Annotated in this window: 26 protein-coding genes; 12 read left to right on the top strand and 14 right to left on the bottom strand. The window is 68.2% G+C overall.

Annotation, left to right across the window (positions count from 1 at the left end; all coding sequences use genetic code 11):
- The first annotated feature begins 102 nt into the window (after nucleotides 1–102).
- Nucleotides 103–561: a hypothetical protein gene (locus GM656_RS13115; RefSeq protein WP_162414122.1), complete on the top strand. Its 459-nt coding sequence runs from the start codon at nucleotides 103–105 to the stop codon at nucleotides 559–561.
- A 52-nt stretch (nucleotides 562–613) separates the two neighbouring features.
- Nucleotides 614–1,279, top strand: coding sequence for a 2,5-diamino-6-(ribosylamino)-4(3H)-pyrimidinone 5'-phosphate reductase (locus tag GM656_RS13110; protein WP_162414121.1), 666 nt, complete (start codon nucleotides 614–616; stop codon nucleotides 1,277–1,279).
- Between the two features lie 29 nt (nucleotides 1,280–1,308).
- Here GM656_RS13110 and GM656_RS13105 read toward each other — a convergent pair whose 3' ends face one another.
- From GM656_RS13105 to GM656_RS13090, 4 genes are all read right to left on the bottom strand, one after another.
- Nucleotides 1,309–1,596, bottom strand: a complete 288-nt coding sequence (locus tag GM656_RS13105; RefSeq protein WP_162414120.1) for a DUF7545 family protein — start codon at nucleotides 1,594–1,596, stop codon at nucleotides 1,309–1,311.
- A gap of 106 nt (nucleotides 1,597–1,702) precedes the next feature.
- On the bottom strand, nucleotides 1,703–2,785 hold the full coding sequence (locus GM656_RS13100; RefSeq protein WP_162414119.1) for a CARDB domain-containing protein: 1,083 nt from the start codon (nucleotides 2,783–2,785) through the stop codon (nucleotides 1,703–1,705).
- 105 nt (nucleotides 2,786–2,890) lie between these two features.
- Complete coding sequence (locus tag GM656_RS13095) at nucleotides 2,891–4,813, bottom strand: Ig-like domain-containing protein (RefSeq protein WP_162414118.1); 1,923 nt, start codon at nucleotides 4,811–4,813, stop codon at nucleotides 2,891–2,893.
- Nucleotides 4,814–5,214: 401 nt separating this feature from the next.
- On the bottom strand, nucleotides 5,215–6,264 hold the full coding sequence (locus GM656_RS13090) for an NAD(P)/FAD-dependent oxidoreductase (protein WP_162414117.1): 1,050 nt from the start codon (nucleotides 6,262–6,264) through the stop codon (nucleotides 5,215–5,217).
- 99 nt (nucleotides 6,265–6,363) lie between these two features.
- On the opposite strand from GM656_RS13090, the gene GM656_RS13085 reads away from it, so the two are divergent.
- The 3 genes from GM656_RS13085 to GM656_RS13075 all read left to right on the top strand — a co-directional run bounded on the left by GM656_RS13085 (nucleotide 6,364) and on the right by GM656_RS13075 (nucleotide 8,350).
- Complete coding sequence (locus GM656_RS13085; protein WP_162414116.1) at nucleotides 6,364–6,648, top strand: DUF357 domain-containing protein; 285 nt, start codon at nucleotides 6,364–6,366, stop codon at nucleotides 6,646–6,648.
- A 479-nt stretch (nucleotides 6,649–7,127) separates the two neighbouring features.
- Complete coding sequence (locus tag GM656_RS13080) at nucleotides 7,128–8,099, top strand: transcription initiation factor IIB (protein WP_162414115.1); 972 nt, start codon at nucleotides 7,128–7,130, stop codon at nucleotides 8,097–8,099.
- Between the two features lie 71 nt (nucleotides 8,100–8,170).
- On the top strand, nucleotides 8,171–8,350 hold the full coding sequence (locus GM656_RS13075; RefSeq protein WP_162414114.1) for a DUF7836 family putative zinc-binding protein: 180 nt from the start codon (nucleotides 8,171–8,173) through the stop codon (nucleotides 8,348–8,350).
- Nucleotide 8,351: 1 nt separating this feature from the next.
- Here GM656_RS13075 and GM656_RS13070 read toward each other — a convergent pair whose 3' ends face one another.
- From GM656_RS13070 to GM656_RS13050, 5 genes are all read right to left on the bottom strand, one after another.
- A complete protein-coding gene (locus GM656_RS13070) occupies nucleotides 8,352–8,756 on the bottom strand; it encodes a translation initiation factor IF-2 subunit beta (protein ID WP_162414113.1) in 405 nt (134 codons plus the stop codon).
- Between the two features lie 137 nt (nucleotides 8,757–8,893).
- Complete coding sequence (locus tag GM656_RS13065) at nucleotides 8,894–9,067, bottom strand: DUF7556 family protein (RefSeq protein ID WP_162413809.1); 174 nt, start codon at nucleotides 9,065–9,067, stop codon at nucleotides 8,894–8,896.
- A 212-nt stretch (nucleotides 9,068–9,279) separates the two neighbouring features.
- Nucleotides 9,280–10,023, bottom strand: a complete 744-nt coding sequence (thyX, locus tag GM656_RS13060; RefSeq protein WP_162414112.1) for an FAD-dependent thymidylate synthase — start codon at nucleotides 10,021–10,023, stop codon at nucleotides 9,280–9,282.
- 65 nt (nucleotides 10,024–10,088) lie between these two features.
- Nucleotides 10,089–10,742 (bottom strand): RAD55 family ATPase, encoded by a 654-nt coding sequence (locus GM656_RS13055; protein ID WP_162414111.1) that lies wholly within the window; start codon nucleotides 10,740–10,742, stop codon nucleotides 10,089–10,091.
- Between the two features lie 10 nt (nucleotides 10,743–10,752).
- Entirely contained in the window at nucleotides 10,753–11,337 is a 585-nt protein-coding gene (locus GM656_RS13050; protein WP_162414110.1) for a response regulator transcription factor, read from the bottom strand.
- Between the two features lie 135 nt (nucleotides 11,338–11,472).
- Between GM656_RS13050 and GM656_RS13045 the strand changes: the two genes are divergently transcribed.
- Nucleotides 11,473–12,048, top strand: coding sequence for an MBL fold metallo-hydrolase (locus GM656_RS13045; RefSeq protein ID WP_162414109.1), 576 nt, complete (start codon nucleotides 11,473–11,475; stop codon nucleotides 12,046–12,048).
- A gap of 24 nt (nucleotides 12,049–12,072) precedes the next feature.
- On the opposite strand, the gene sugE is transcribed toward GM656_RS13045, so the two are convergent.
- The 3 genes from sugE to GM656_RS13030 form a co-directional block, all read right to left on the bottom strand.
- Nucleotides 12,073–12,396: a quaternary ammonium compound efflux SMR transporter SugE gene (sugE, locus tag GM656_RS13040; protein ID WP_162414108.1), complete on the bottom strand. Its 324-nt coding sequence runs from the start codon at nucleotides 12,394–12,396 to the stop codon at nucleotides 12,073–12,075.
- 178 nt (nucleotides 12,397–12,574) lie between these two features.
- Nucleotides 12,575–13,399 carry an ATPase gene (locus GM656_RS13035; protein WP_162414107.1) on the bottom strand — a complete coding sequence of 275 codons (825 nt, stop codon included), beginning with the start codon at nucleotides 13,397–13,399 and terminating at the stop codon, nucleotides 12,575–12,577.
- Nucleotides 13,396–13,665 (bottom strand): DUF5827 family protein, encoded by a 270-nt coding sequence (locus GM656_RS13030; protein WP_162414106.1) that lies wholly within the window; start codon nucleotides 13,663–13,665, stop codon nucleotides 13,396–13,398. The genes GM656_RS13035 and GM656_RS13030 overlap by 4 nt, the downstream gene beginning before the upstream one ends.
- An 81-nt stretch (nucleotides 13,666–13,746) precedes the next feature.
- On the opposite strand from GM656_RS13030, the gene GM656_RS13025 reads away from it, so the two are divergent.
- The 3 genes from GM656_RS13025 (at nucleotide 13,747) to GM656_RS13015 (ending at nucleotide 18,109) form a co-directional block, all read left to right on the top strand.
- Entirely contained in the window at nucleotides 13,747–15,420 is a 1,674-nt protein-coding gene (locus GM656_RS13025; protein ID WP_162414105.1) for a histidine kinase N-terminal 7TM domain-containing protein, read from the top strand.
- A 24-nt stretch (nucleotides 15,421–15,444) separates the two neighbouring features.
- Nucleotides 15,445–17,622, top strand: a complete 2,178-nt coding sequence (locus GM656_RS13020; RefSeq protein ID WP_162414104.1) for a beta-glucosidase family protein — start codon at nucleotides 15,445–15,447, stop codon at nucleotides 17,620–17,622.
- A gap of 97 nt (nucleotides 17,623–17,719) precedes the next feature.
- The gene (locus GM656_RS13015; protein ID WP_162414103.1) at nucleotides 17,720–18,109 is read left to right on the top strand and encodes a thioredoxin family protein; all 390 of its coding nucleotides are present in this window, start codon (nucleotides 17,720–17,722) and stop codon (nucleotides 18,107–18,109) included.
- A gap of 15 nt (nucleotides 18,110–18,124) precedes the next feature.
- Here GM656_RS13015 and GM656_RS13010 read toward each other — a convergent pair whose 3' ends face one another.
- Entirely contained in the window at nucleotides 18,125–20,365 is a 2,241-nt protein-coding gene (locus tag GM656_RS13010; RefSeq protein WP_162414102.1) for a thioredoxin domain-containing protein, read from the bottom strand.
- Between the two features lie 144 nt (nucleotides 20,366–20,509).
- Between GM656_RS13010 and GM656_RS13005 the strand changes: the two genes are divergently transcribed.
- Entirely contained in the window at nucleotides 20,510–21,259 is a 750-nt protein-coding gene (locus GM656_RS13005; protein ID WP_162414101.1) for a pirin family protein, read from the top strand.
- Nucleotides 21,260–21,322: 63 nt separating this feature from the next.
- Nucleotides 21,323–21,883 carry an NAD(P)/FAD-dependent oxidoreductase gene (locus tag GM656_RS13000; protein ID WP_162414100.1) on the top strand — a complete coding sequence of 187 codons (561 nt, stop codon included), beginning with the start codon at nucleotides 21,323–21,325 and terminating at the stop codon, nucleotides 21,881–21,883.
- Between the two features lie 74 nt (nucleotides 21,884–21,957).
- Here GM656_RS13000 and GM656_RS12995 read toward each other — a convergent pair whose 3' ends face one another.
- A complete protein-coding gene (locus GM656_RS12995) occupies nucleotides 21,958–22,572 on the bottom strand; it encodes a TetR/AcrR family transcriptional regulator (RefSeq protein WP_162414099.1) in 615 nt (204 codons plus the stop codon).
- A 138-nt stretch (nucleotides 22,573–22,710) separates the two neighbouring features.
- Between GM656_RS12995 and purD the strand changes: the two genes are divergently transcribed.
- Nucleotides 22,711–24,060 (top strand): phosphoribosylamine--glycine ligase, encoded by a 1,350-nt coding sequence (gene purD / locus GM656_RS12990; RefSeq protein ID WP_162414098.1) that lies wholly within the window; start codon nucleotides 22,711–22,713, stop codon nucleotides 24,058–24,060.
- The last annotated feature ends 46 nt before the right edge of the window (nucleotides 24,061–24,106 follow it).

Raw genomic sequence — 24,106 nt, 5'->3', positions numbered from 1 at the left:
TCGCCGATTTATACGCCCTTTACTGCCGTTATAGAGCCTCTCTTGGACGCGACTCAGAGAATTTCAGTAACGAAAACAAGGCGGAGATGACGGTGTCCTGACGTGCCCGGAATCTTCGGTTCGAAACCGTCCGATGCCCACGTCATCTGGCGGAGCGGTCGAAACAACGACGGCAAAAAGAAGTTCGACTTCGAGTACCTGGAGCTGTGGGCTGCGCACTTCGGCGTCGACTTCGAGCAGTGGACCCGGGTCGACCACGACCGGGGGGACGAACCCCGCGAGCAGTTCGCCTGCGTGTTTCGGTGGTCGAAAACCGGCGGCCAGGAGCTCTCCGTCGGCGACGAGGAGTGGACGATGGGGACACAGCGCAAGCCGCGGACGTTCCTGGAGATCGACGAGGAGGGGATGGTCAGGCTGCGGGGCTGGAGCACCGAAGCGACGCTCGACGTGGACGAACTCGTCCTGCAGAAGACCGTCCTGAAACTGCGGACCGCCGACGGAACCGTGAAGAAGCTCGACGTGCGAAAGCTCTCGAAGCGGCCCGAGCGGGCCACGTCCTGAGTCGGTCGCCGGCAACCGAAAAGCGGTTTGGCGGCCGCCGACACGGACGGGTATGCACGTCGTCGTCAACGCCGCGATGAGCGCCGACGGGAAGCTCTCCTCTCGCCGCCGCGAACAGATCGAGATCTCGGGCCCGACGGACTTCGACCGCGTCGACCAGCTCCGGGCCGACAGCGACGCGGTGATGGTCGGCGTCGGCACGGTGCTCGCCGACGACCCGTCGCTGACCATCGACGACCCGGAACGGCGCGCCGCCCGGGCCGAGCGTGGCGACCCCGAGAACCCCGCCCGCGTCGTCGCCGACTCGCGCGTCCGGACGCCGCCGGACGCCACCGTGCTCGACGGCCGCGCGCAGACGTACCTCCTCGTCAGCGAGGCCGCGCCGCCGGACTTCATCGAGGAGATGGAAGACGCCGGCGCGTACGTCATCGCCGCCGGCCGGGACCGCGTCGACCTGACGACGACGCTCGCGAAGCTCGAAGGCGAGGGCATCGACCGGCTCATGGTCGAGGGCGGCGGCGAACTCATCTTCGGCCTGTTCGAGGAGTCGCTGGTCGACGAGCTGTTCGTCTACGTCGGCCCGAAGATCATCGGCGGCCGCGACGCGCCGACGCTGGCGGACGGCGACGGCTTCGTCGAGGACTTCCCCGAACTCGAACTGGCCGGCGTCGAACGGGTCGACGACGGCGTGGTACTCCACTGGACCGCGGAGAACTGAGACGCGGGTCGGGCGGCGCGATCGGGCGCTTAGTGGTCGTGACCGGTCAGTTCCGCGAACGTCTGCCCGAAGCGCTCCTCGAACAGTTCGCTCGTCTGCTCGTCGAGCGTGACGAGGTCCTCGTCGGGTTCGCCCTGGCCGTGGTGGACGGCGCTGTGGATGCGCTGGGCCAGGCCGAACATCGCGATGTCACCGACGACCTGCGGGTCGGTCTCGTCGGGAGACTCGCGGAGGATCTCCAGCAGTTCGGCCGGGACGGTGAGCTCGTCGGTTTCGTCGTCTGTCTCGATCGTCAGCGTGACAGTCTCGTTTGCCATGCACAGGTGTCCGTCGCCGGACCTAAAGGGTCTGTGGATGTGCGACCGGGGGACGCGTCGGATCGCCGTGATCCGAATCCGCGCCGCGGACGCGACGCGGTCGCACTCAGTACCCGAGGTAGATGGCGAGCGCCTTCAGCACCGCGTAGACGGCGACGACGAGGCCGGCAACGTACATGGCGATCGTCTTGAGCAGCCCCCACGGCACGAGGCCGCCGCTCTGGCCGACGCTGAGCGTCCCGGCGGACGCGAACCCGACCGCAACGGCGTGGTCGCCGGTCTCGGCGGCTCGGTACCGGAAGCGGACGCTCCGTGACTCGCCCGCCCGGACGGTGACGTTCCGCGAGGCGGCGGGCTCGCCGGCGACCGTGAGCCTGATCGGACGCGTCGCCGTCGCGTTCCCCTCGTTGCGAACGGTCGCGTTCACGGCGACGACCCCGCCGACGGGGACCTGGCTCCGGTTCAGCGTCGCGTTCGTCACGACGAGAGCGGCGCGCCGTCCGTCGCCACCACCCGTGTCGGCCGACTCCGCGCCGGTCGAGAGCTCCGTTCCCGGCCCGTCCGTGGCCGGTTGGTCCGGGCCCGAATCGCCGGACGCGTCGCCCGTCGAGCCCCCCGGCTCGCTCGACTCAGTCGGCCGGGTGTCCGCTGTCGTCGTCTCCGTCACGGCGTCTGTGGCGGTTTCCGTTTCTGTCGCGGTCGTTTCGGTCCCCGTCGCTGTCTCCGTCTCGGTCTCCGTCGCGGTCCCTGTCTCGGTGGCGGTCTCCGTTTCTGTCGGCGTCTCGGTTTCGGTCGGTGTCGGCGTCGGCGTGGGACCGCCGAACGTCCCGCCCGGGAACGTCAGGTCCAGTTCCTCGACCTCGCCGGTGGGGTTCGGGTCAGTCTCGGCCGCTTCCGGGCCGCTCGCGTCGTCGACATGGAACGTCACCGTCGAGTCGATGTCGCTACTGACCCGCAGTTTGTCGGCGGTGGGGTCCGAACCGCCGTACTCACCGGCCGTCTCGACCGTGATCGAGTCCTGTATCTCGCCGTTCGCCACGGCGACGATGGTCGTTCCCACGGGCGCGTCGGTCCCCGTGCTCGATACCGCGGCGCCGTAGTACGCGTTCGGGGGTGCGGTCTGCCCGAGCGTCGGGCCGGCGACGACTCCGGTCGCGGCCAGCAGGACGAGGAATGCGGCGGACGCCACGAGTCGGCGGCGCGTCGTAGCTGTGACGTTGGGATTCATTCGATCACGTTCGGCCAGGTCTCTGTCGTCGGTCCGTCACTCGTCGGCTGCGAGCGAGCAGGTGTCTCAGCTCCCCTCGCTCGGGTCGTAGCCTTCCCCGTCGACGGTCCGGATCTCCTCGCCGGAGTCGAGGTAGACGAAGTACCCCTCGTAGTCCGAGAGGGTCTCCGAGCCGGAGGCGGTGGTGAACGCCGACACGTCCGCGTCGCCGGACGGATCGGTGAGGTCCTCGCTCTCGTCGCGGACGTAGACCGTGACGTCGCTGTCACTCACCGTGACGCCCTCGCCGAGGTCGCTGTCGACCGTCACCGACGACCCCGAGTTCAGGTCGGGCGTCGCGGCGACGAGGTTGTATCCCTCGTGGAGGTATCGGGAGTGGAGCTGGCCCGTCTCCTCGTAGGTGTACCCGATACGGGCGCTCGAATCGGTCCCGTAGACGTAGTAGCCCTCGCCGGCCTGGTTCTCGTTCGGCGAGACCCACTTCGTGTTCGTCGCCGTGGGGTCGTACGTCGTCACGTCGCTGACGTTCTGGAAGACCACGTCAGACGTGTCCATCGGCGTGCCTTCGACCTGGTACCCCTCGTCCAGCCCGTTGGCCTCGTGGACGAGCCTGACCGCGTCCGTGTCCGACTGCGCGTCGGCCTCGGCGATTTCGACCGTCGTCGACCCGGTGCTCACGTCGTCCGTGATCTCCGTCGGGTCGATCCGCGCCTCGACGGCCCCGTCGTCCACGTCGACGGTGTAGCTGGTTCCGGCGATTTCGACCGTCGCGGTTTCGGTCGCCGCGCCGCCGCTGGCGACGAGGTTCCCCTGGGCGTCGCGCACGCCGTCGGCCGTCACCCTGATCGAGGTGTTCGTGTCCTCGACGACGCCGACGAACTCACTGTGGACCCGGAGGCTGTCGACCGACTCGATGGCGGTTTCGAGCGTCACCGAATCGGTGTCGGTCCGCGTCGAGCCGAAGTAGTCCGACGCGGTCACCGTCAGCGTGACCGAACCGTCGCTCGCCGACGGGTCCGAGACGGTAAAGGAGTCGAAGTAGGTGTCGCCTGAGGTATGCGACAGCGTCAGCGAATCCGGGCCGCCTAGCGCCGACGCGTCGGTCGTGACGGTGTCGACGCCGGCCGTCGCGTCTGTCACCGTCGCCGAGACCGTGACCGTGTCACCGACCTCGACGGTGTCGTCGCCGTCCTTCTCCGTGACCGTGACGCCGCTGATGGAGGGCTTCGTCGTGTCGACGGTGTAGTCGGCCCGAAGCGTGTTCGCGTCGGGCGTCGGCGGGCCGGACGAGTACGAGCGGGTCTGTCCCGCCTCGTCCGTGGCGCGGACGCTGACGGTGAACGCGTCGTCGCTGCTGATGCCGTTCCCGCTCGTGTCGTAGCTCCAGTCGGTCGTCCCGGACGTGCTCAGCCACGTCTCCGAGCTCTGCCAGCCGGAACCGGTGTAGTACTTCCCGTCGCTGCGCTGGATGGACACCTCGACGGTGTCGAGTCCGGCGTCGTCGGAGGCCGTCCCGCTGATGGTCGGCGCGCCGGTGAGGTTCGCCCCGTCGTCGGGCGAGTCGATGTCCACCGTCGGATACTCGTTGTCGACGACGAACGTGTCCTGGGCCTCGGCCGACTTGAAGCCGCTGTCATAGTCAGCAGAGAGCCTCGCTTCCCCGTCGTCGAGGCCGTCGCCGAAGCTCATCGAACTCAGGTCAATCGTCACCGAGAAGTCGGTGTTCTGGACGTTCTTCGTCACCGTGGCGATGTCGTCGTCGTCCGGATCCTGGACCAGGAAGGTCACGTCGCCGGCGGAGTCGAGGTTCCCCTCGACGGTTATCGTCCCGTCCGGCGTGACGGGATCGTCCGTCACCTCGAACGTCGAACTGTTCACCGCGGCGGCGGCGCTGGCCGAGATCGTCACCGTCGCCGCGAACACCGCCGCGACCACCATCAGTGACAGCGCGAGCGCCTGGATTCGCGTACGCGGAGTGGAACGTGTCATTGTTGTCGAGTGTAGCGACTCGGGGGTGACTGGGCCGCCGATCCGACGATCTCGTCCGCCGCTCGCCGTGAACGGGTCAGTGAGTCGGTCGTCCGCCGCCGCCTCCCCGACGGAACGCCCGGTTTCAGATGCCACCGTCACACCACGCCCCGCTCGTCGGCCGTCCGGTCCGAGTCCGCCCCCGTATCTATCAAGTAGTTCCCGCAGCCGCGTAGTAATATCTTTGGCTAATATTATCGAATCTGACAATAGCTATCTACGTCACGTCAATTCGGAGACGTGTCTACTGATACTGGCGACGAGTCAGCGCGGCCCTTCGGCTCGCGTGAGCGAGTTCCTGTCGAACTGGTACGAGGATACGCATCTCGGTGGCGGTTCGGAACCGCCGAGAGACCAGCGGTTCAGTCGTCGGCTTCGGCGGGCGATTCGGACTCCGCTTCGGCCGCGGCCTCGGCCTGCGATTCGAGGTACCCGTCCGCGTCGATGGCGGCCTTGGTCCCCATCCCGGCGGCGGTGACGGCCTGCTGGTAGTGGAAGTCCACCACGTCGCCGGCCCCGAACAGTCCGTCGACGTCTGTGGCGGTCTGGTTGGCGCCGTGCCCGCCCTGGGTCCTGATGTAGCCGGTGTCGTCGAGCTCGACGCCGGTCGATTCGAGGTATCCTGTGTTGGGCGTGTGGCCGATGGCCACGAAGACGGCCCCCACGTCGAAGTCGTAGGTCTCGGTGTCCGGGTCGTCGATATTGTCCGCGGGGTAGCCCTCGTCGTTGGTGGCCAGCGTGACGTGGTCGACGCCCTCCTCGGCCGAGCCGTGGATCTCCAGCAGTTCGGTGTTGCGCAGGAGTTCGATTTCGCCCTCGTCGACCTTCTTCTGGACGCGGTCGATCCAGTAGTCCTCCGCGCGGAACTCCTCGCGACGGTGGGCCAGGTACACCGTGTCGGCGAACTTCGTGAGGAAGTGGGCCTCCTCGAAGGCGGCGTCGCCGCCGCCGACGACGAGCATGTCCTCGCCGCGGAAGAACGCGCCGTCGCAGGTGGCACACGTCGAGACGCCGTAGCCCATCAGGTCGTCCTCGCCGGGGACGCCGAGCGTGCGGGCGCTGGCTCCCGAGGCCGCGATGAAGGCGTCGGCGGTGTAGACGTCGCCGTTCGCGAGTTCGACGCGGAACGGCCGCTCGCTGTCGTCGACGGCCTCGACGATGCCGTGTTCGACCTCGGTCCCGAAGCGCTTGGCCTGCTCCTTCATGTTGTTGATGAGGTCCGGTCCAGAGAGGCCCTCGGGGAAGCCGGGGAAGTTCTCGACCTCGCTCGTGAGCGTGAGCTGGCCGCCCGGCTCGTCCCCCTCGAGGACGAGCGGTTCGTTGTTGCTTCTGGCGGCGTAGATGGCGGCAGTCAGCCCCGCTGCACCCGTGCCAGCGATGATGAGTCGTCGGTGTTCGACCGGTTCTGTCATTGTCCGTGTTAGTCTATCGGACCGTATTTAGCTTGCGTTGTCGCACGCCGAACGCGCGACAGCGACACGCTTAGGCCCGCCCCGCCGCTCTCTGGCGACATGGCCGCCGACCTCGACGAGAAGACCGACCGCTACGAGGGACTGCTCGCGGAGGCGCTCGACGCCGCCACCGTCGCGCCGCCGGTGGGGACCCCGATGCACGACGCCGCACTGGAGTGTGCCGAGATGGCCGAGTCGTACCTCGAAGACGGCCGCCACTTCAGGGAGGACGACGACCTCGTCAACGCGCTCGCGTCGTTCTCGTACGGACACGCCTGGCTGGACGCGGGCGCGCGAATCGGTCTGTTCGACGTCCCGACCGAGGGTCACCTGTTCACCGTCTGAACCGGCTGACCAGTCGTCCGTCCCGATCACGCCTCGAAGACGCGGGGCGGACTGACGACAGCGCGGCTGTCGTCTGGACCGACGGGCCAGATATCACCAATCGAACGTAACTGGTACGTATCTGATGTTACCGATAGTGTATCACGTCGCTATCTGGGAAAATCGTTTTTTATAACATCTGTGTCCTTCCGCATGTGCGCCGCCGACCTCAACCGCGCTCGACGTCACGACCGAGGCGGCGACTCGGTCGGGCAGATGGGCGGCCCGTCTCCCGGACGTACCGACGACGGGGAGGCGCGTGGACGGATCACGATATATAACTGAATCGATTTCTATGCTACACGCTATCACGGCCCCGTCGTGCGATTCGATGCCACTGTCGGCGAAAGATTTAAATACTTTACGGACTAACTATAGGGTAAGACAGTTTCCCCAACTGAACTTAAAATTTCTGCACCCGGCAGAAGAGGACCCCAATCATGAGTGAATCATCAGCACGAACCAGCACACGAGAACGAGACGAGGAACTTACCGAACGAGAGACGGAGCACGAGGCGACGGAGGCCTGCCCGGAGTGTGGCGGCGACGTCGTCACGGACGCGGAACACGGCGAGACGGTCTGTGAAGACTGCGGTCTCGTCGTCGAGGAAGACGAAATCGACCACGGCCCCGAGTGGCGCGCGTTCGACTCCGCCGAGAAGGACCGAAAGTCCCGCGTCGGCGCGCCGACGACGAACATGATGCACGACAAGGGCCTGTCGACCAACATCGGCTGGCAGAACAAGGACGCCTACGGCCGCTCGCTGTCGAGCGAGCAGCGCCAGAAGATGCAGCGCCTGCGCACCTGGAACGAGCGGTTCCGCACCCGCGACTCCAAGGAGCGCAACCTCAAGCAGGCGCTGGGCGAGATCGACCGCATGGCCAGCGCGCTGGGGCTCCCCCAGAACGTCCGCGAGACCGCCAGCGTCATCTACCGCCGCGCGCTGAAGGACGACCTGCTCCCGGGCCGCTCCATCGAGGGCGTCGCGACCTCGGCGCTGTACGCCGCGGCTCGCATGGCCGGCAACCCCCGGTCGCTCGACGAGATGTCGCGCGTCTCCCGCGTCGAGAAGATGGAACTGACCCGGACATACCGCTACATCGTCCGCGAACTCAGCCTCGAAGTCCAGCCGGCCGACCCGGAGAACTACCTCCCGCGGTTCGTCTCCGACCTGGGCCTCTCCGAGGAGACTCAGCGCCAGGCTCGCGACCTCATCGAGGGCGCGCGCCAGGCCGGGATGCTCTCGGGTAAGTCACCGGTCGGCCTCGCCGCCGCCGCGGTGTACGCCGCCGCGCTCCTGACCAACGAGAAGGTGACCCAGAGCCAGGTCAGCGACGTGGCCGACATCTCCGAGGTCACCATCCGCAACCGGTACAAGGAACTCCTCGAAGCCGAGGACATCCCGGCCTGAGCCGGGTGAAGGCAGCCCGGTGGGGAGACGCGAACTTTTTTGTCCGTAGCTAATGTGTGTCAATACCATACATGGAGGAAGCGTACGTTCGGTTGCTCTGTCCGGAGTGTAAGAAGGACTGGGAGTCGACGCCGACCGAGTTGCCGCGCCACGATACGACCTATCACTGCCCGAACTGCCACGCGAGCCATCGGCTCGCGGTGTTCACCAGGACCGACCGCGACCTCCAGACGCTGAAGGGCTTGCAGTAGCTCACTCGCTGGTCGCCGAACGGGCTCCGCACGCCTCACAGCGCAGCAACAGCGCGCCCTGTTCGCGTTCGAGTTTCGTGTCGGGGAGGCCGCACTCCGAGCAGATGACGAACTCCTCGACGTACTCGTCGAGCGCCGCGGCGATTCGGTCCGCGCCGAACTCACCGGTCAGGCGCGCCCGCCCGCTCTCGTCGATGTGGCCGCTGGTTCCGAGGTCGTTCTGCAGGAACTTCATCACGTGGTCGTCCTCCCGACCGAGGCGCGAACACGTCGCCTGGAAGTTCTCGTAGACGGTCGCGTTCCCCTCCTGGCGAACCTCGGGGTCGGGCACTTCGAAGCGCTCGCTGGTCCCGTCGATCTCGGGCGTCTCCTCGATCGCCCGGTCGAGCATCTCGTCGTACTCCATACAAGGGTCTGGCGGGGCGCCGAACAAAAATCTTTCAGGGCCATCGCCGGGTGCACGCGGCGTATCTCATCGCCGCGTGCGGTCGTGAGTCGCCGTCGAGCGACGACGTGCGGGGTCTCGGCAGGCCGCCGACCCGCTTACTGCCACTCGTCGAGGTGGCAAGTGGTCGCCGTGATGGTGGAAATCCAGGCGTCGTCCCGGGCGATATCTGCGATGACGAGTCGTCGCTGACCGTCGACTTCGTCGACCGAACACATCACCTCGGACGCCGTTCCCGACCGCCGGTCGGGATGTTCCACCTCGTAGGACACGATTGTTCATTCAGGTTGTGGTAGTATGAATGTGTCGGACTGGTTTCGTCTTTTGATACTGTGAGAGCCGATGACGGGGCTTCGTACCCGCTCTCAGTCCGTCTATTTCCCTCGTGAAAACCGAGCCGTATCGGCCTGTCGGGTCGATTGGATGCCACGGACGACGCCCATGGGGCCGTTCCGGGGTGACCTCCGTAGACGACCGACTGCGGTCAGGGCGCGAGCCGGTTCTTCCGTCCCTTCATCTCTCGCTCGTAGTACTCGAACGTCTTCGGGCACCAGTCGGCCGCGAGGTCGAGCATCTCCTCGGTCATCTCGCGGATCTCCCACTGGGCGTCCGCGGCCGCGCGCATGTCCGCGACGTGCATCAGCATCCGCGCGTTCATCGACATCACGATGTTGACCTTCGTGCCGATCGGCAGGACGAATCGCGCGTCCTCCGGCGGCATTCCCAGGTCGAGCAGTTCCTGGTAGGACTCGACGGCCTGCTCGATGGTGTCTTTGAAGATCTCCGTGCGCCGCTCGAACTCCTCGTCCGAGACCGACGCGCGCTTCTGGTTTCGACCGACCCAGTCCGGGTCCGTCGCCGACGGCGGCGTGACGACGAGTTCGCCCTCCCGGACCGCTTCGGGGTCGACGTCGTCGAAGGAGACGTACCGCATCGACTGCACGTCGAAGGAGACGTGGCGGTGACGGGTGATCTGGGCCATACACGATCGAGAGACGCCCTCGACGGCGAACGTCGCCTGGGCGTGCTCGAACGGCCCGAAGTGGCCGTGTTCGAGGAGGTGGGCGATGAGGGTCTTCTTCTTCTCGTCGAGTGTGTCGCCGTCGACGGTCGCCATCGTCTCTTCGAGGGACTGGCCGCCGACGAACTCGCCGCTGTAGTCGTTGCGCGCCGCCTTGCAGATGAGGTCCTCGGGGTCCGAAGTGGCTTCGAGCAGCGTGACTTCCATATCGGGTGGGTGACGCCGAGCGTGAAAAGTACTTCTCAAACCGCCGGCGATCCTCGGTGTCGCTGTCAGATTCGCTGCCAGTCGGTCGGCTCGCCGGCGAGACCGAGGACGCGGGCCTCCCGGCCGCCGCCCTCGGCGTCGCGCACGTCGATCATCCCGTCGAATGCCTGCTTGATGACCTGGAGCGTCTGGTCGTCGTGGGCCCCGGAGTCGATGGTGAACACGCCGATGTAGCCGGCTGAGTCCAGCCGCGAGGACAGCACGTGGCAGAACTTGAACACCGTCTTCTTGTCCGTGTAGGTCAGCATCGTCGACAGCGAGATGAGCGCGAGTCGACCGCGTTCGTTCCCGGCGTTGTGCAGGCCCTCGAGGGCCTTCGTGATGCCGATCCCGATCCCGGTCAGGTCGCCCGGCGAGGACACGTGGTGGACGTGGGCGTTGCCGACCGCCTGATCGCCGCCGTCGCCCCGGCAGTCGATGACGCCGAGCTGGGCGTCGTTCATGTCGGGCACGAGCGAGCGGAACTCCTCGACGACGTCGCCGGCCCCGTCGCCGGTCGTCACGACGACCGCCCCGTCACCACCGTCGATTCCGTCCGCCAGGATGTCGTACGCGAGCCGTTGCTTCCCGCTCATCGCCGGGCCGGAGATCAGGATGCTGGATCCCGGTCGGATCTGGCTGAGCGCGTCGAACTCCAGTACTGAGGTGAGATCATACATTGTTGGTCGCTCAGTTGTTATCGTCTTCGCTCAGTCCGCGAAGCGTTGCGATGAAATCGGAGTCGTCTTCGATGCCGCCGAGCGTGTCCGAGAGCTGGTCGCGCATCTCGGCGACGCGTTCGGTCAGTTCGTCGTACTGGTCGCTCTCGGCCAGTTCGGCGCTCGACTTCGTCGCCTCCAGCGTCGCCTGCTTCTCGACGAGCGCGTAGTACTCCTGGAGCAGCGAGTCGTACTCCGAGCGGTCGAGCAGGTTGTCGACCGTCTCGTGGAGCTGTTCGCTGCGAATCGGCTTCGAGAGGTACGCGTCGAAGCCCATCTCCAGAATGTCGAAATCGGGCTCGACTGCCGTGACCATCGCCACTCGACAGCCGAGGTCTCGCTCCCGAATGCGCTCGAGCACCTCGTCTCCCGAGAGGCCCGGCATCATCCGGTCGAGCAGTACCACGTCGACCGCTTCGTCGAGCAGGTCGAGCCCCTCGTCTCCGTTCTGTGCCATACGGACCTCGTACTCCTCCTGGAGCCACAGCTTGTACGTCTCGGCGACATCCGGTTCGTCTTCGACGATAAGTACGACAGGTAGGTCCGAATTTGACATAATAGTCTCTACTGTCCCCGTTTGCATATCCACGTACATAGCCCTGTGGGTGCGCGATTGCGGCGTGTTTCAGGGCTGCCGACACCTCCGTGCGAGAGCGACATGCACATTGGTGACGGGGTCGAACGACGGTCCATGATTCGCAATCTCGCTCGCGGTCAGCAGGTGTTCACGAGCAACGCCTTCCTCGTCACCGGCGACCGGACCGTCCTCGTCGACGCGGGCAACGAGTTCGACGTGGTCTCCGTCGTCGAGGACCACGTGGAGGCTCTCGACGCCCTCGTCGTCACCCACACCCACTACGACCACGTCGGGAACCTCGCCGCTGTCGCCGACGCCTTCGACGCGCCCGTCTGGGGATTCGACACGGACCAGGACGGCATCGAGCACGCTATCGGCGACGACGAGACGGTCCAGTTGGGCGACCACGACTACCGGGCGCTGCACACGCCCGGCCACAAGGACGACCACCTCTGCTTCTACTCGCCGCAGGCCGGCGTCCTGTTCGCCGGCGACCTCGTGTTCGCCAACGGGAGCTTCGGCCGGACCGACCTGGAGGAAGGGAACCGGAATCTGCTCGTCGAGAGCATCGAGCGCGTCCTCTCGGTCGCGGACGAGGGCCTCGCCGAGATGCACACCGGCCACGGGCCGAGCGTGACCGACCGCCCGTACCAGGACGTCGAACTCGCGCTGCAGGCCGCGAAGTTCTGAGTGCGCCCGTCGGCCCGGACTCCGTCAGCCACCGGCCGACGTGAGATTGAGGCCGACGATTCCGACGACTATCACGCCGATGAACGCGATGCGGGAGAGGCTCGCCGCCTCGTCGAAGAGAACGATTCCGAGCGACGCGGTCCCGACGGCTCCGATACCGGTCCAGACCGCGTACGCCGTCCCCACGGGGAGGTCTTTGACGGCCTGCGCCAGCAACACCATACTGATACCGAGCGCGAGGACGGTGCCCAGCGTGGGCACCGGTTTCGAGAGCCCGTCGGAGTATTCGAGGCCGACCGCCCACGCGATCTCGAACAGGCCCGCGAGCACCAGAACGTACCATGACATCTCGACTCCCGCATCCGTCGCCGGGCGGGCTATATCTTCCGTTCCCTCTCGGCACCGCCCGCGACGGGGGCGCTCTCATAGGGATTATCGTAGCCAGCCGGAGGTCCGGAGACCCTCTGCCGGCCGAGGGAGTCGATTCTGATGAAACAGAATCTATGGACTTCTACGATACCCTCTATCAGTCGAACGCGCAGGCGAGCAGCGCGTCGTAGGCGTGGTCGTAGGCGTCGGCGACGGCCGCCGGGTCGCGCCGCGACTCGGCGTCGAGCGCCGGGAGCCTGACCGCGGCGGCCCGCTCGACGAGGTCGACGACGTTCGGGACCCGTTCTTCCAGTTGGCCGACGCCCGCGCCGCCGGTCGCGATCTCGCAGGCCTTCGCGTAGCGGTCGCCGTCGTAGATTCGGGCGCGGCCGGGCTCGACGACGGCGACGGCGTCGGGCTCGAACCCCGACAGCGGGCGAGCCACGTCCCCGTAGGACTCGACGACGGCCCGGTTGGCCGCCTCGATATCAGCGGCCACCGATTCCAGCGCCTCGACGTGGAGCACGCGCATCAGGTCGTTGAAGTCGGCGACCGAGGTGACCCGCGGCGCGTTCTCGACGGGGAGGCGCTCGCGGACCGACTCGGGGAGGTCGACGGTGCCGTTGACGACGTACTCGACGCCCTCGTCCCCGCTCGGGCGGCCGACGCGGTCGACCACGAACTGCTGGTCCTCCCGGCCGAGCAGGCCCGTTTCGGCCCCCGGCGACGGGTGCCAGAGCCGGTGGATCGGATTGATCTCCTCGGGAGCCACGTCGTTCGGTGCGGCCTCGGTCAGCCGTCTGGCGTCCTTGCCGTACAGCCGCCCGTCGGCGGTCGATCGCTTGTAGTCGTCGTGGTCGAACCAGTAGTTGTTGCCGGCGCGGGGCTTGAACCCCTCGGCGCTCGTCCGTTCCAGCAGGCCCACGCTGAACGTGGTCTTGCCGGCGTCCACGCGGTCGCCGCCGGCGACGAGGAGCTTCATGCGTCGGCGAGCCCGTACAGCCCGACCAGGTCGTCGGCCTCCGGTTCGGCGAACACGAGGGCGTCCTGATTGAAGATCATCCACGGGATGGCCCAGTCGATGAACACCGCCTCGTTTGCCTCGTTGAGTTCGGCGTCGGCGGGCAGGCCCTGCAGGAGGCGGGCGAGCTCCGGAATCGTGTACAGTTTCTCGGGGTCGAGCACGTCTTCGGGTTCGTGGAGGTCGAACGGGCGGATCTCCTCGAACTCGTCTCTGTCGACTGGCATACCCCCCGGTATGCCGAGGGGGTGGGTAAATCCCTCGAACCTTCGGAACCCATTTACACTGGCATGGAAACAGTCCCCACAATGGAGGCGCTGTTCGTCGGGTACGCGATGGCGCTGCTGCTGGTGACGGTGGTCCTCGTCTCGCTGGTCGCGTACGCCTGGAACCGGCGGGACTACGCCGGCGGACGGGCCCTTGCGGTGCTGCTCGGCGGCGTCTCGATCTGGTGTTTCTGTGCGGCCGCCGGCGTCCTCACCCGCGGGACCGAACTGGCGCTGCTGTGGGCTCACGGGGTCTTCGTCGGCGTCATGCCCGCCGTCGCGGGGCTGTTCGTGTTCGCGCTGGCCTACGCCGGCCACGAGCGATACCTCGACGCACGGACCTACGGCCTGCTCGCGGTCGAACCGATCGCGTTTTTCGCGGTCATGGTCGCGGGTCCCGACGGCCTGGTCTATCGCATCGCCGGTCAGTCGGAGGCGGTCATGTACGGCTGGGAGCTCGGCTACGGGCCGGTGTTCCTGGCGCACGTGGTCTACTCGTACTTCCTCGTCGCCGCGTCGAGCGCCGTCCTCGTTCACTTCGCGCTGGTCGGCGGCGACCTCTACCGCCGGCAGGTGTACGCGGTCCTGCTCGCGATTGTCCTTCCGTGGGTCGGGAGCGTCGCCGACACGCTGAGCACGTTTCCGGTCGCGCCTACGCCGCTCCTGTTCGGCGCGACCGGAATCGTCCTCACGTGGGCCGTCTTCGAGGCGCGACTGCTCGACATCTCGCCCGTCGCGTACCGCGAGGTGGTGGACTCGCTGAACAGCGCCGTGGTCATCGTCGACACGTCCGGGACGGTCCTCGAAGTGAACGACGCCGGGGGGCGTCTCTTCGGCGACGAGGCCCTCGTCGGCCGCCCGGTCGCGGACGCGCTGGACGACTGGCCGGAACTGGTCGAGTGTTACCGGGCACGGGACGACGGCGACGAGGCGCGGCGGACGGTCGTCGAGCACGGCGATCGGTACTTCGACGTCGACCTCTCGCCGCTGCGCGACTCGCGGGACGCGCTGGTGGGCCACGTGCTCCTCGTCCACGAGATCACCGAGCAGAAGGAGCGCGAGCGGGAACTGGAACACCGGAACCGACAGCTCGACCAGTTCGCCGCCGTCGTCAGCCACGATCTGCGAAACCCGCTGAACGTCGCGAGCGGTCGGCTCGCGCTGGCCCGGGAGCGAAACGACCCCGCGGAGTTCGACCGGATCGAGGCGGCCCACGAGCGGATGAGTCGGATCATCGACGACGTGCTCGCGTTCGCCCGCGACGAGCAGACGACGAACGCGGAGCCCCTCGACCTCTCGGCCGTCGCGGAGGCCGCGTGGGCCCACGTCGACACTGCGGAGGCGACGCTCGAAGTCGACGACGACCGCGTGATCGTCGGCGACCGCGACCAGCTCCTCCAGCTGTTCGAGAACGTCTACCGGAACAGCGTCGAACACGGCGGCCACGGCGTCGCGATCCGCGTCACGGGGACCGCCGACGGGTTCGCCATCGCCGACGACGGGCCGGGAGTCCCCGAAGCCGAGCGCGAGGCGGTGTTCGAACACGGCGTGTCGCGGACCGATGCCGGGACGGGGCTCGGACTGGCCATCGTCGAGCACGTCGCGGACTCCCACGGCTGGACGGTCGAGATGGCCGAGAGCGAGGGCGGCGGCGCGCGGCTCGTCGTCGGCGGCCACACCACACCGGACCCGGCCGCCGGCGGGTCGGCAGTATAAGGGGATGGGGCGTCGAGGGTCGGTGTGACCACGACTGACGACCCCGTCGAGGCGACACTGGAGCGCCTCTCCCGACAGCAGAAGCTCTCGCTGGTCCGCGGCGCGCCCGATCCGGAGGGGACGGCCACCGGCTACCTGCCGGGCGTCGACTCAGTCGGCGTCCCGCCGTTCAGACTGGTCGACGGCCCGCTCGGTATCCGTGCCGAGGGCGAGCGAGCGACCGCCTTCCCCGCTTCGATTGCGACGGCGGCGGCGTTCGACACCGACCTGGCCCGCCGCCAGGGCGCGGCGATGGCTCGCGAGGCGACGGCGCTGGGACAGGACGCGCTGCTCGCGCCGGGCGTGAATATCATCCGCGTCCCCCACTGCGGGCGGAACTTCGAGTACCTCTCGGAAGACCCGGTCGCGTCGGGCGACATCGGTGCGGCCCTCGTCTCCGGCGTCGAGTCCGAAGGGGTCGTCGCCACCGTCAAGCACTTCGTCGCCAACAATCAGGAGACCCGCCGCACCAGCGTCAGCGCCGAGGTCGACGAGCGGACGCTTCGGGAACTGTACCTGCCGCCGTTCCGCGCGGCGGTCGACGCCGGCGTCGGCTCGGTGATGACGGCCTACAACCGCGTCAACGGCACGCACATGAGCGACCACGAGTACCTCGTCGGCGACGTGCTCAAGGGCGAGTGGAGGTTTTCGGGCTACACCGTCTCGGACTGGTACGGCCTGGAGACGGCCGTCGGCGCGGCCAACGCGGGGTTGGACGTGGAGATGCCCGGCGTCTCCATGGAGGTCTGGGGCGGTGACGGCGACGGAGACGGCGAACTTGACGACTTCGAGTGGCCCGACGGCATTCCCGACGGGACGCATGCGGGCCTGTTCGGCGAACCGCTCGCCGAGGCCATCGACGCCGGCGAGGTCCCGCCGGAGCGACTCGACGACATGGTCCGGCGCGTCCTCGGACAGTTGGCCAGGTTCGGACGGCTGGACGAGGCCGGCGCGGGTGCGGGGGACCGCGGGACCGACGACGGAGAGGGTGACGCCGGGGAACTCGACAGCCAGCGCCACCGGGACCTCGCCCGGGACGTCGCCGCCCGCGGGACCGTCCTCCTCGACAACGATGGCCTGCTCCCGCTGGACGACGTGACCGACGTGGCCGTCATCGGGCCCCACGTCGACGAGGCGAAACTGGGCGGCGGCGGGTCCTCGGAGACGACGCCGTTCCGCTCGGTCTCGCCGCTCGACGGCATCGAGGCGCGGGCCGAGGGCGCGGTCGCGTCGGCGTTCGGCGTCCCGCGAATCGAGTCCGTCTCGCTGTTCGACATGCTGCCGTTCGTCGGCGACGAAGCGGACGACGAGACGGGGGACGCTGGCGACACGGCCGAGGCGGACGACCGCGACCCGTCGCTCGACGACGCGGTCGCCGCCGCCGAGGCCGCCGACGCGGCCGTCGTGGTCGTCCGCGACGCGACCACGGAGGCGCTGGACCGCGACACCCTCGACCTCCCCGGCGAGCAGGACGCCCTCGTGGAAGCGGTCGCCGACGCGAACGACGACACCGTGGTCGTGGTCCGCTCCGGTGGCCCGGTCTCGCTCCCCTGGCGCGAGGACGTGGCGGCAGTGGTCGAGCAGTGGTACCCCGGCCAGGCCGACGGCGAGGCACTCGCCGACGTGCTCTACGGCGACAGAGACCCGAGTGGACGACTCCCGGTCACGTTCGCGCCGGAGGGGGCGTACCCCACGGCGGGCGACGACCGCCGCTTCCCCGGCGTCGACGGCGAGGTCCACTACGACGAGGGCCTGTTCGTCGGCTACCGGCACTTCGACGCCGCCGAGGCGGAGCCGACGTACCCCTTCGGCCACGGCCACTCGTACGCGGCGTTCGAGTACGGCGCGGTCGAGGCAGGCGACGACCAGACCGTCTCGGTCACCGTCGAGAACGTCGCCGACAGACCGGGCCGGGAGGTCGTTCAGGCGTACGTCCGGCCGCCGGACGTGGACGGCGTCGAGCGCCCCGAACGGGAGTTCGCGGCGGTCGAACCGGTCCACCTCGACGCGGGCGAGCGACGGACGGTGACGCTCGCGCTCGACGACCTCGCGCTGTCGCGCTACGACACGGACGAGGGCTGGACGGTCGATTCAGGATCCTACACCGTCGAAGTCGGCCGTTCCGCGCGAGACGTTCGAGGGACGGCGACCTTGGAGCGATAGCCGGCGCTCCGCGGTCGCGATTCCGTCCCTGTCGGCCGGCTGACGCGAAAACGCCCCGGCCGAGGATTTCAAGCCCCCCGACTCCGTAGCGATGCCCATGAGCGAGACTCTGGAGACGATGGAACCGAACCCGGTGTGGGTGAAAGACGCGTACTCGGACACGGTCGACGTGCTCACGCGCCACTCGCAGGACCTCGTGTTCAAGATCTGGGGTGGCGACTGGTGCAAGGACTGTCGGGCGCAGCTCCCCGACTTCGGCGCGGCGCTGGACGCCGCCGGCGTCCCGGACGCGAACGTCCACCACTACCCGGTCGAGAAGGAAGACGACGGTTCGAAGACCGGGCCGCAGGTCGAGGAATACGGCATCGAGTACATCCCGACGGTCGTCGTCGAGCGCGGCGGCGAGGAGATCGCCCGCTTCGTCGAGGAGGAGCCGGTCCCCATCTCGGTACACCTCGCACAGAAGATCGACGCCGCGCTGGAGTGAGCGAGTCGACGGTCCTTATTCTTCGCCCCACGCCAGCGCCTCGCCGAGGTCGTGTGCCGGCGGCGAGCACGCGAAGTTCCGGCAGACGTACGCGGTCGGCCGGCCGTCTTTCGCTTCTCTCCCCGCCCAGATCGGCGGGGCCTCGTCCAGTTCGAGCGCGTCGAGCCAGTCCTCGAGGCGGTCCGCGTCGGCCGGCCGGTGGGCGACGAGCCGACGGGGGAGGTACCGCTCGGACAGCGTCTCCGTCCACTCCTCCGGATAGGTCCCACGCTCGCCGACCAGCGTGAGTTCGAGCGCGCCCTGCTCGTACGTGTCCGTGGCGAGCGTGAGCGAGGCGTGCTGGAGCGGGTTCGACGAGACGCGGTCGGCGTGGGTCCTGACGACCCGCTCGGCCACGTCTTCGAAGCGGTCGTCGTCGCTGAAGTGCGACAGCGACAGCAGGAGGTCGACGGCGACGCCCGTGCTCGACGGCGTCGACTGGTCGGTCAGCTCCTGCGGGCGGGCCACGAGCGATTCGCCGCCGCTCGGCGTGAAGAACAGGGTGTCCCGCTCGTCGTCCCAGAACGCCTCCGTGATGGCCTTGCCGATGTCCATCGCGAACGCCAGGTGGTCCACGTCGCCGGTCGCCTCGAACAGCGTCAGCGCGCCGCGCCCGAGGAAGGCGTAGTCCTCCAGGTAGCCGTCGATGGCCACGTCGCCGTCCTTGTACCGTCGGCTGAGTCGCCCCGACTCGGCGTCCCAGAGGTGCTCGCGGACGAACTCCAGCGCGTCGGCGGCCACGTCGGCGTAGGCGTCGTCGAGGACGATCGCGCCCTCCGCGAGCGCCCGGATCATCAGGCCGTTCCAGCCGGCCAGCACCTTCTCGTCGCGGGCCGGCCGCGGGCGGTCCTCGCGGGCCGCGAAGGCCTGGTTCAGGGCGCGCTCTAAGATCTCGGTGATCGCGTCCTCGCCGCGGTCGTACTCCTCGGCGAGCGCCGACACGGGCTTTCGGACGGCGAGCACCGTCGCCCCCTCGAAGTTCCCGCGCTCCGTGACGCCGTAGTAGTCACAGAAGATGTCGGCGTCAGTCTCGTCGTCGACGGCCTCGCGGACCTGCTCGGGCGTCCAGACGTAGAACAGCCCCTCGTCCGTCTCGCCGTGGGGGTCGTCTCGCGGGCTGCCCCCGCTCGACTGTTCCGAGTCGCTCCGCGACTCGCTATGCGGCGCGCTCTCCGCATCGAGCGTGCTGTAGAAGCCGCCCTCGGGGTGCTGGAGTTCGCGCTGAACGAACTCGAAGGTCTCGCGGACGACCGCGGCGTAGCGCTCGGAGCCGATTGCCTGGTACCCCGCGAGGAAGGCCCGCGGAATCTCGGCGTTGTCGTACAGCATCTTCTCGAAGTGCGGAACGGCCCACTTCGAGTCCGTGGCGTAGCGGTGGAAGCCGCCGCCGACGTGGTCGTACAGCCCCCGGTCGGCCATCACGTCCAGCGTCTCCTCGACGACGGCGAGGTAGTCGTCGTCACCACCGTCTCGCGGGTCGTTGCCCGCCCCGCGAGCCCGTTTCGAGTCGCGTGGCGACTCGCTGTCGGCAGCGGCGCGCAGGAGCGCGTGGAGCCGCCCGTTCTGCGGGAACTTCGGGCCGCCGGACCCCCAGCCGCCGTGCTGTCGGTCCGCGCCGCGGTGGGCGATGGTCGCCGCGGTCTGGACGATGTCGTCCGCGGGGTCCCCGGGGTCGGCCGGCGTCGCTTCGAGGTCGCTCTCGATGGCGTCGGTCCACTGCTGGGCACGGGTCTCCATGTCCGCGCGCTGCTCGGGGTCGGCCCACGAGTCCGCCAGCCGTCGGAGCAGGTCCCCGAAGCCCGGTTGGCCGCGCTTCTCCTCGGGCGGGAAGTACGTCCCGACGTAGAAGGGCTTGCCCTCGGGCGTGAGCCAGGCCGACAGCGGCCACCCGCCACCGCCGGTCACCTGCTGGCAGATGCTCATGTACACCGAGTCGAGGTCCGGCCGCTCCTCGCGGTCGACCTTGATCGGGACGAAGTTCTCGTTGAGGAACGCGGCGATGTCCTCGTCCGCGAAGCTCTCCTCTTCCATCACGTGACACCAGTGACACGCGGCGTAGCCGATGGAGAGGAAGATGGGCACGTCGCGCTCCCGGGCGGCCGCTAGGGCTTGGTCGTCCCAGGGCTGCCAGTTCACCGGGTTGTCGGCGTGCTGGCGGAGATACGGGCTCTCCTCCTCGTCCAGCCGGTTCCGCTCTGTGGGCGCGGTATCGCTCATGATCGGGAGTCGGTGCGCCGCGGGGAAAAGAGGCGCGACGCCGGCGACGGGGGCCGTCCCTCGGCTCCGAAAGTCGTCGCGAGGTGCCCGCCGGTTTCGGCCGCTTCCCGAGCGGTTTTACCGCCCGGTAAACTACTGGGGCGTATGAACGGCAACGAGTCCCGAGCGGCCGTCGACAGTCCGATCGCCGGCGAGCGGGTCCGTCACGGGACGGGCGTCGAGTCGAACCGCGCGTTCCCGACGAACGGCTACCCGCACCACCTGGACCCGTTCGTGCTGTTCGAGCGGTTCTACATCGACCCGGACGAGGGCTTCCCGATGCACGGTCACAGCGGCTTCGAGATCGTCTCGTACATGCTCGACGGCGGGATGGATCACGAGGACTCGCTGGGCGTCGTCGACACCGCCGCCGAGGGCGACGCGATGCGAATCACCGCCGGCGAGGGCATCAGACACTCCGAATTCCCGGCGGACGGCCGGGCCTGCTCCGGCCTGCAACTCTGGGTGAACCTCCCGCGAGCGGAGAAAGACATCGAACCGGGCTACGCCGACGCGTCGGCCGACGACCCCCCCGTCGACGAGCGTGACGGAGCGACCGTCAGGACCGTCGTGGGTGACGGCTCGCCCCTCGACCTCGTCACGCCGATGCGCTATCTCGACGTGTCCGTCGCCGAGGCGTGGACGTGGGAGATTCCGGAGGGCTGGTCTGGCTTCCTCTACGCTGTCGAGGGCGACGGGACTGTCGACGGGGCGGAGTTCGGCGGCGGGGACGTGCTGCCGGTCGCCGAATCGCGCTCGCTCGACCTCCGAAGCGAGGACGGACTCCGGGTCGTCGCCGTCGCGGGCCGGCCACACGGAGACCCCATCCGCCAGCGCGGTCCCGTCGTGTACTGAGCGACGACCGGCTCGTTTTACCAGATGGTAAAATATTAGGACGAGCGGTCCGACCGGTCACGTATGGTAGACGTAGCAGTCGTCGGCGGCGGTCCCGCCGGCCTGAGCGCGGCACTGTACGCGGCCAAAAACGACCTCGAAACCGTCGTCTTCGACACGGACGAGTCGTGGATGCACAAGGCGCACCTGTTCAACTACCCCGCCGTGCGGAGCATCAGCGGCGACGAGTACCTCGAAATCGCTCGCGGACAGGCCCGCGACCGCGGCGCGACGCTCCACGACGCGGAAGTGACCGACGTGGAACAGGCCGACGACGGCTTCGTCGTCTCGACCGACGACGACGAGTACGGCGCGGACTACGTCGTCCTGGCGACCGGCGGCGCGCGCGACCTGGCCGAGGACCTCGGCTGTGCGTTCACCGAGGAGGACGTGGTCGACGTGACTCTCGACATGGAGACCTCCGTCGAGGGCGTCTACGCGACCGGGGCGATGGGGCGCGCCGAGAAGTGGCAGGCCGTCATCGCCGCCGGCGACGGCGCGGCCGCCGTCCTCGACATCCTCTCGAAGGAAAAAGGCGAGTACTACCACGACTTCGACATGCCGTCGGACGTTCCCGAACTGTAATTCGGGCGTCCGGCGTCTCGGCGCTTCTCGTTCGACGGCCGCGGAACCGACCGTGGGCTCGACCGCCGCGGCCGTCAGTTCTCCGGCGACAGCGAGTCGAGGACGAACTCGTCTATCGCCCGCTTGGTCTCCTGGGGGGCGTCCTCGTGACCGAGGGCGATGCGGCGCTCCCTGGCCGCGTGGATCGCGTCCGTGATCAGTTGTCCCATCCGCCGGGCGTCCACGTCGCGGAACGCGCCCTGCTCGATACCGTCCTCGATGACGGACACGATGCTCCCGCGGATGCGGTCGTAGTGCTCGTTGAACCGCTCGCGGTGTTCCGCGTCGTGCTGGGCGTAGGCGTACAGCTCGTGGTACACTTTCATGCGGTCCCAGTGCGTGAACTGGTCGAACTCCGGCCCGAACAGGCAGCGGTCGATTCGCGCGTCGAGCTCCGCGCGCGGGTCCGTCTCCGCGTCCACCTCGACGCTGCCCTCGTACTGGTCGATGACGTACTCGAGAAACGACGACAGCAGGTCGTACTTCCCGTCGAAGTGGTAGTGGATCACCTGCCGGGACAGATCCATCTCCTCGCCGATGTGGCGCACGCGCAGGTCCTTGTACCCGTGTTCGCTGAGCGCCCGGAAGGTGGCCTCCATGATCTCCTCGTGCGTGCTTCCGGACTCGACTGCCCCGTCCGACCCGGTCATTACGGGGGAATAGACGTGCGCGCCACAAATCGGTTTCTCCATCGGACCGGCTCTGCGTGAGCGCTGAGACGGCCGCGCCAGCGGGCGTGAACCGCGGAAAAGACAATACTTACGTGAAAGCCCATCCGGCCTTCGGGTATGTCTGAGACAGTGCTGCTCGTGGGTGGCGGCGGCCGCGAACACGCGATCGCTCGCGCGCTCGCGGACTCGCCCGCGGACCTCTACGCCTGTGCCGGCAACCGGAACCCGGGAATCGTCGCCCTCGCCGAGGGCTTCGAGACGCTCGACACGACGAACCCGCAGGCCGTGACGACCTACGCGCGCTCGGTCGACGCGACGCTCGCCGTCGTCGGGCCGGAGGCCGCGCTCGCCGCGGGCGTCGCGGACGCGCTCGACGACGCAGACGTCTACACGTTCGGGCCACAGGAACAGGAGGCCCGCATCGAGACGGACAAGGCCTTCCAGCGCCGCTTCATGCGGGAGCACGACATCCCCGGCTGTCCGGACTTCGAGACGTTCGAGGACATGGACGCCGCCTGCGAGTACATCGACGAGTACGACGGCGACCTCGCCGTGAAGCCCGCCGGCCTCACCGGCGGCAAGGGCGTCCGCGTCATCGGCGACCAGTGCACCGCCGAGGAGGCGAAAGAGTACCTCCGCAGTTCCGACTACGACCGCGTCGTCCTCGAGGAACGACTCGTCGGGGAGGAGTTCACGGTCCAGGCGTTCGTCGCCAACGGTCAGCTTCGGGTGACGCCCGCCGTGCAGGACCACAAGCGCGCCTACGAAGGCGACGAGGGGCCGAACACCGGCGGCATGGGGAGCTACTCCGACGCCAGCCTCCACTTGCCGTTCATGGACGAGGACGACTACATGGACGCCGTCGACGTGCTCCGCGCGACCGTCGACGCCCTCGACGGCTACAAGGGCGTGCTGTACGGGCAGTTCATGCTCACGGAGACCGGTCCGCGGGTCGTGGAGTTCAACGCCCGCTTCGGCGACCCCGAGGCGATGAACACGCTGCCGGTCCTCAACACGGACTTCCTCGACGTGCTGACGGCCGCGCGCGACGACGACCCGCTCCCGCAGCTCTCCTTCCGACCGGTCGCGACCGTCTGCAAGTACGCCGTCCCGGACGGCTACCCGACCGACCCGGACGCCGGTGCGAAGGTCACCATCGACGACGACGTCATCGCGAGCGTCGTCGAGGAGCACGCAGACCAGTCCGGCGACGCCGGTGACACCGCCCCCGAAGCACTGCTGTTCTACGCCAGCGTCGACGACCGCGACGACGGCATCTACACCACGACCTCGCGATCCTACGCCGTCGTCGGACTCGCCGACACCATCGCGGCGGCGGAGGCCATCGCCGAGGAGTCGCTGGAGCGCGCCGGCACGGAGGGGCTCCGCGTCCGCCACGACATCGGGAAAGCCGACCTCGTCCAGCAGCGCATCGACCACATGACCGACATCCGCGGCGGCGACTGAGCGGACGCTCCGGCCGTGGTTCACTCACAGCAGCGGGACGGTGATT

The organism is Haloarcula salina, from assembly GCF_010119195.1.
Classification (GTDB): Archaea; Halobacteriota; Halobacteria; order Halobacteriales; family Haloarculaceae; genus Haloarcula; species Haloarcula salina.
This window is presented reverse-complemented; position numbering and strand designations above follow the sequence as displayed.

Excerpts from the sequence above, each read along its gene's own strand:
- GM656_RS13110 (WP_162414121.1), top strand. The coding sequence starts at position 614 with ATGCACGTCGTCGTCAACGCCGCGATGAGCGCCGACGGGAAGCTCTCC.
- GM656_RS13105 (WP_162414120.1), bottom strand. The coding sequence starts at position 1,596 with ATGGCAAACGAGACTGTCACGCTGACGATCGAGACAGACGACGAAACC.
- GM656_RS13095 (WP_162414118.1), bottom strand. The coding sequence starts at position 4,813 with ATGACACGTTCCACTCCGCGTACGCGAATCCAGGCGCTCGCGCTGTCA.
- GM656_RS13090 (WP_162414117.1), bottom strand. The coding sequence starts at position 6,264 with ATGACAGAACCGGTCGAACACCGACGACTCATCATCGCTGGCACGGGT.
- GM656_RS13085 (WP_162414116.1), top strand. The coding sequence starts at position 6,364 with ATGGCCGCCGACCTCGACGAGAAGACCGACCGCTACGAGGGACTGCTC.
- GM656_RS13080 (WP_162414115.1), top strand. The coding sequence starts at position 7,128 with ATGAGTGAATCATCAGCACGAACCAGCACACGAGAACGAGACGAGGAA.
- GM656_RS13075 (WP_162414114.1), top strand. The coding sequence starts at position 8,171 with ATGGAGGAAGCGTACGTTCGGTTGCTCTGTCCGGAGTGTAAGAAGGAC.
- GM656_RS13070 (WP_162414113.1), bottom strand. The coding sequence starts at position 8,756 with ATGGAGTACGACGAGATGCTCGACCGGGCGATCGAGGAGACGCCCGAG.
- thyX (WP_162414112.1), bottom strand. The coding sequence starts at position 10,023 with ATGGAAGTCACGCTGCTCGAAGCCACTTCGGACCCCGAGGACCTCATC.
- GM656_RS13055 (WP_162414111.1), bottom strand. The coding sequence starts at position 10,742 with ATGTATGATCTCACCTCAGTACTGGAGTTCGACGCGCTCAGCCAGATC.
- GM656_RS13050 (WP_162414110.1), bottom strand. The coding sequence starts at position 11,337 with ATGTCAAATTCGGACCTACCTGTCGTACTTATCGTCGAAGACGAACCG.
- GM656_RS13045 (WP_162414109.1), top strand. The coding sequence starts at position 11,473 with ATGATTCGCAATCTCGCTCGCGGTCAGCAGGTGTTCACGAGCAACGCC.
- sugE (WP_162414108.1), bottom strand. The coding sequence starts at position 12,396 with ATGTCATGGTACGTTCTGGTGCTCGCGGGCCTGTTCGAGATCGCGTGG.
- GM656_RS13035 (WP_162414107.1), bottom strand. The coding sequence starts at position 13,399 with ATGAAGCTCCTCGTCGCCGGCGGCGACCGCGTGGACGCCGGCAAGACC.
- GM656_RS13030 (WP_162414106.1), bottom strand. The coding sequence starts at position 13,665 with ATGCCAGTCGACAGAGACGAGTTCGAGGAGATCCGCCCGTTCGACCTC.
- GM656_RS13025 (WP_162414105.1), top strand. The coding sequence starts at position 13,747 with ATGGAGGCGCTGTTCGTCGGGTACGCGATGGCGCTGCTGCTGGTGACG.
- GM656_RS13015 (WP_162414103.1), top strand. The coding sequence starts at position 17,720 with ATGAGCGAGACTCTGGAGACGATGGAACCGAACCCGGTGTGGGTGAAA.
- GM656_RS13010 (WP_162414102.1), bottom strand. The coding sequence starts at position 20,365 with ATGAGCGATACCGCGCCCACAGAGCGGAACCGGCTGGACGAGGAGGAG.
- GM656_RS13005 (WP_162414101.1), top strand. The coding sequence starts at position 20,510 with ATGAACGGCAACGAGTCCCGAGCGGCCGTCGACAGTCCGATCGCCGGC.
- GM656_RS13000 (WP_162414100.1), top strand. The coding sequence starts at position 21,323 with ATGGTAGACGTAGCAGTCGTCGGCGGCGGTCCCGCCGGCCTGAGCGCG.
- GM656_RS12995 (WP_162414099.1), bottom strand. The coding sequence starts at position 22,572 with ATGACCGGGTCGGACGGGGCAGTCGAGTCCGGAAGCACGCACGAGGAG.
- purD (WP_162414098.1), top strand. The coding sequence starts at position 22,711 with ATGTCTGAGACAGTGCTGCTCGTGGGTGGCGGCGGCCGCGAACACGCG.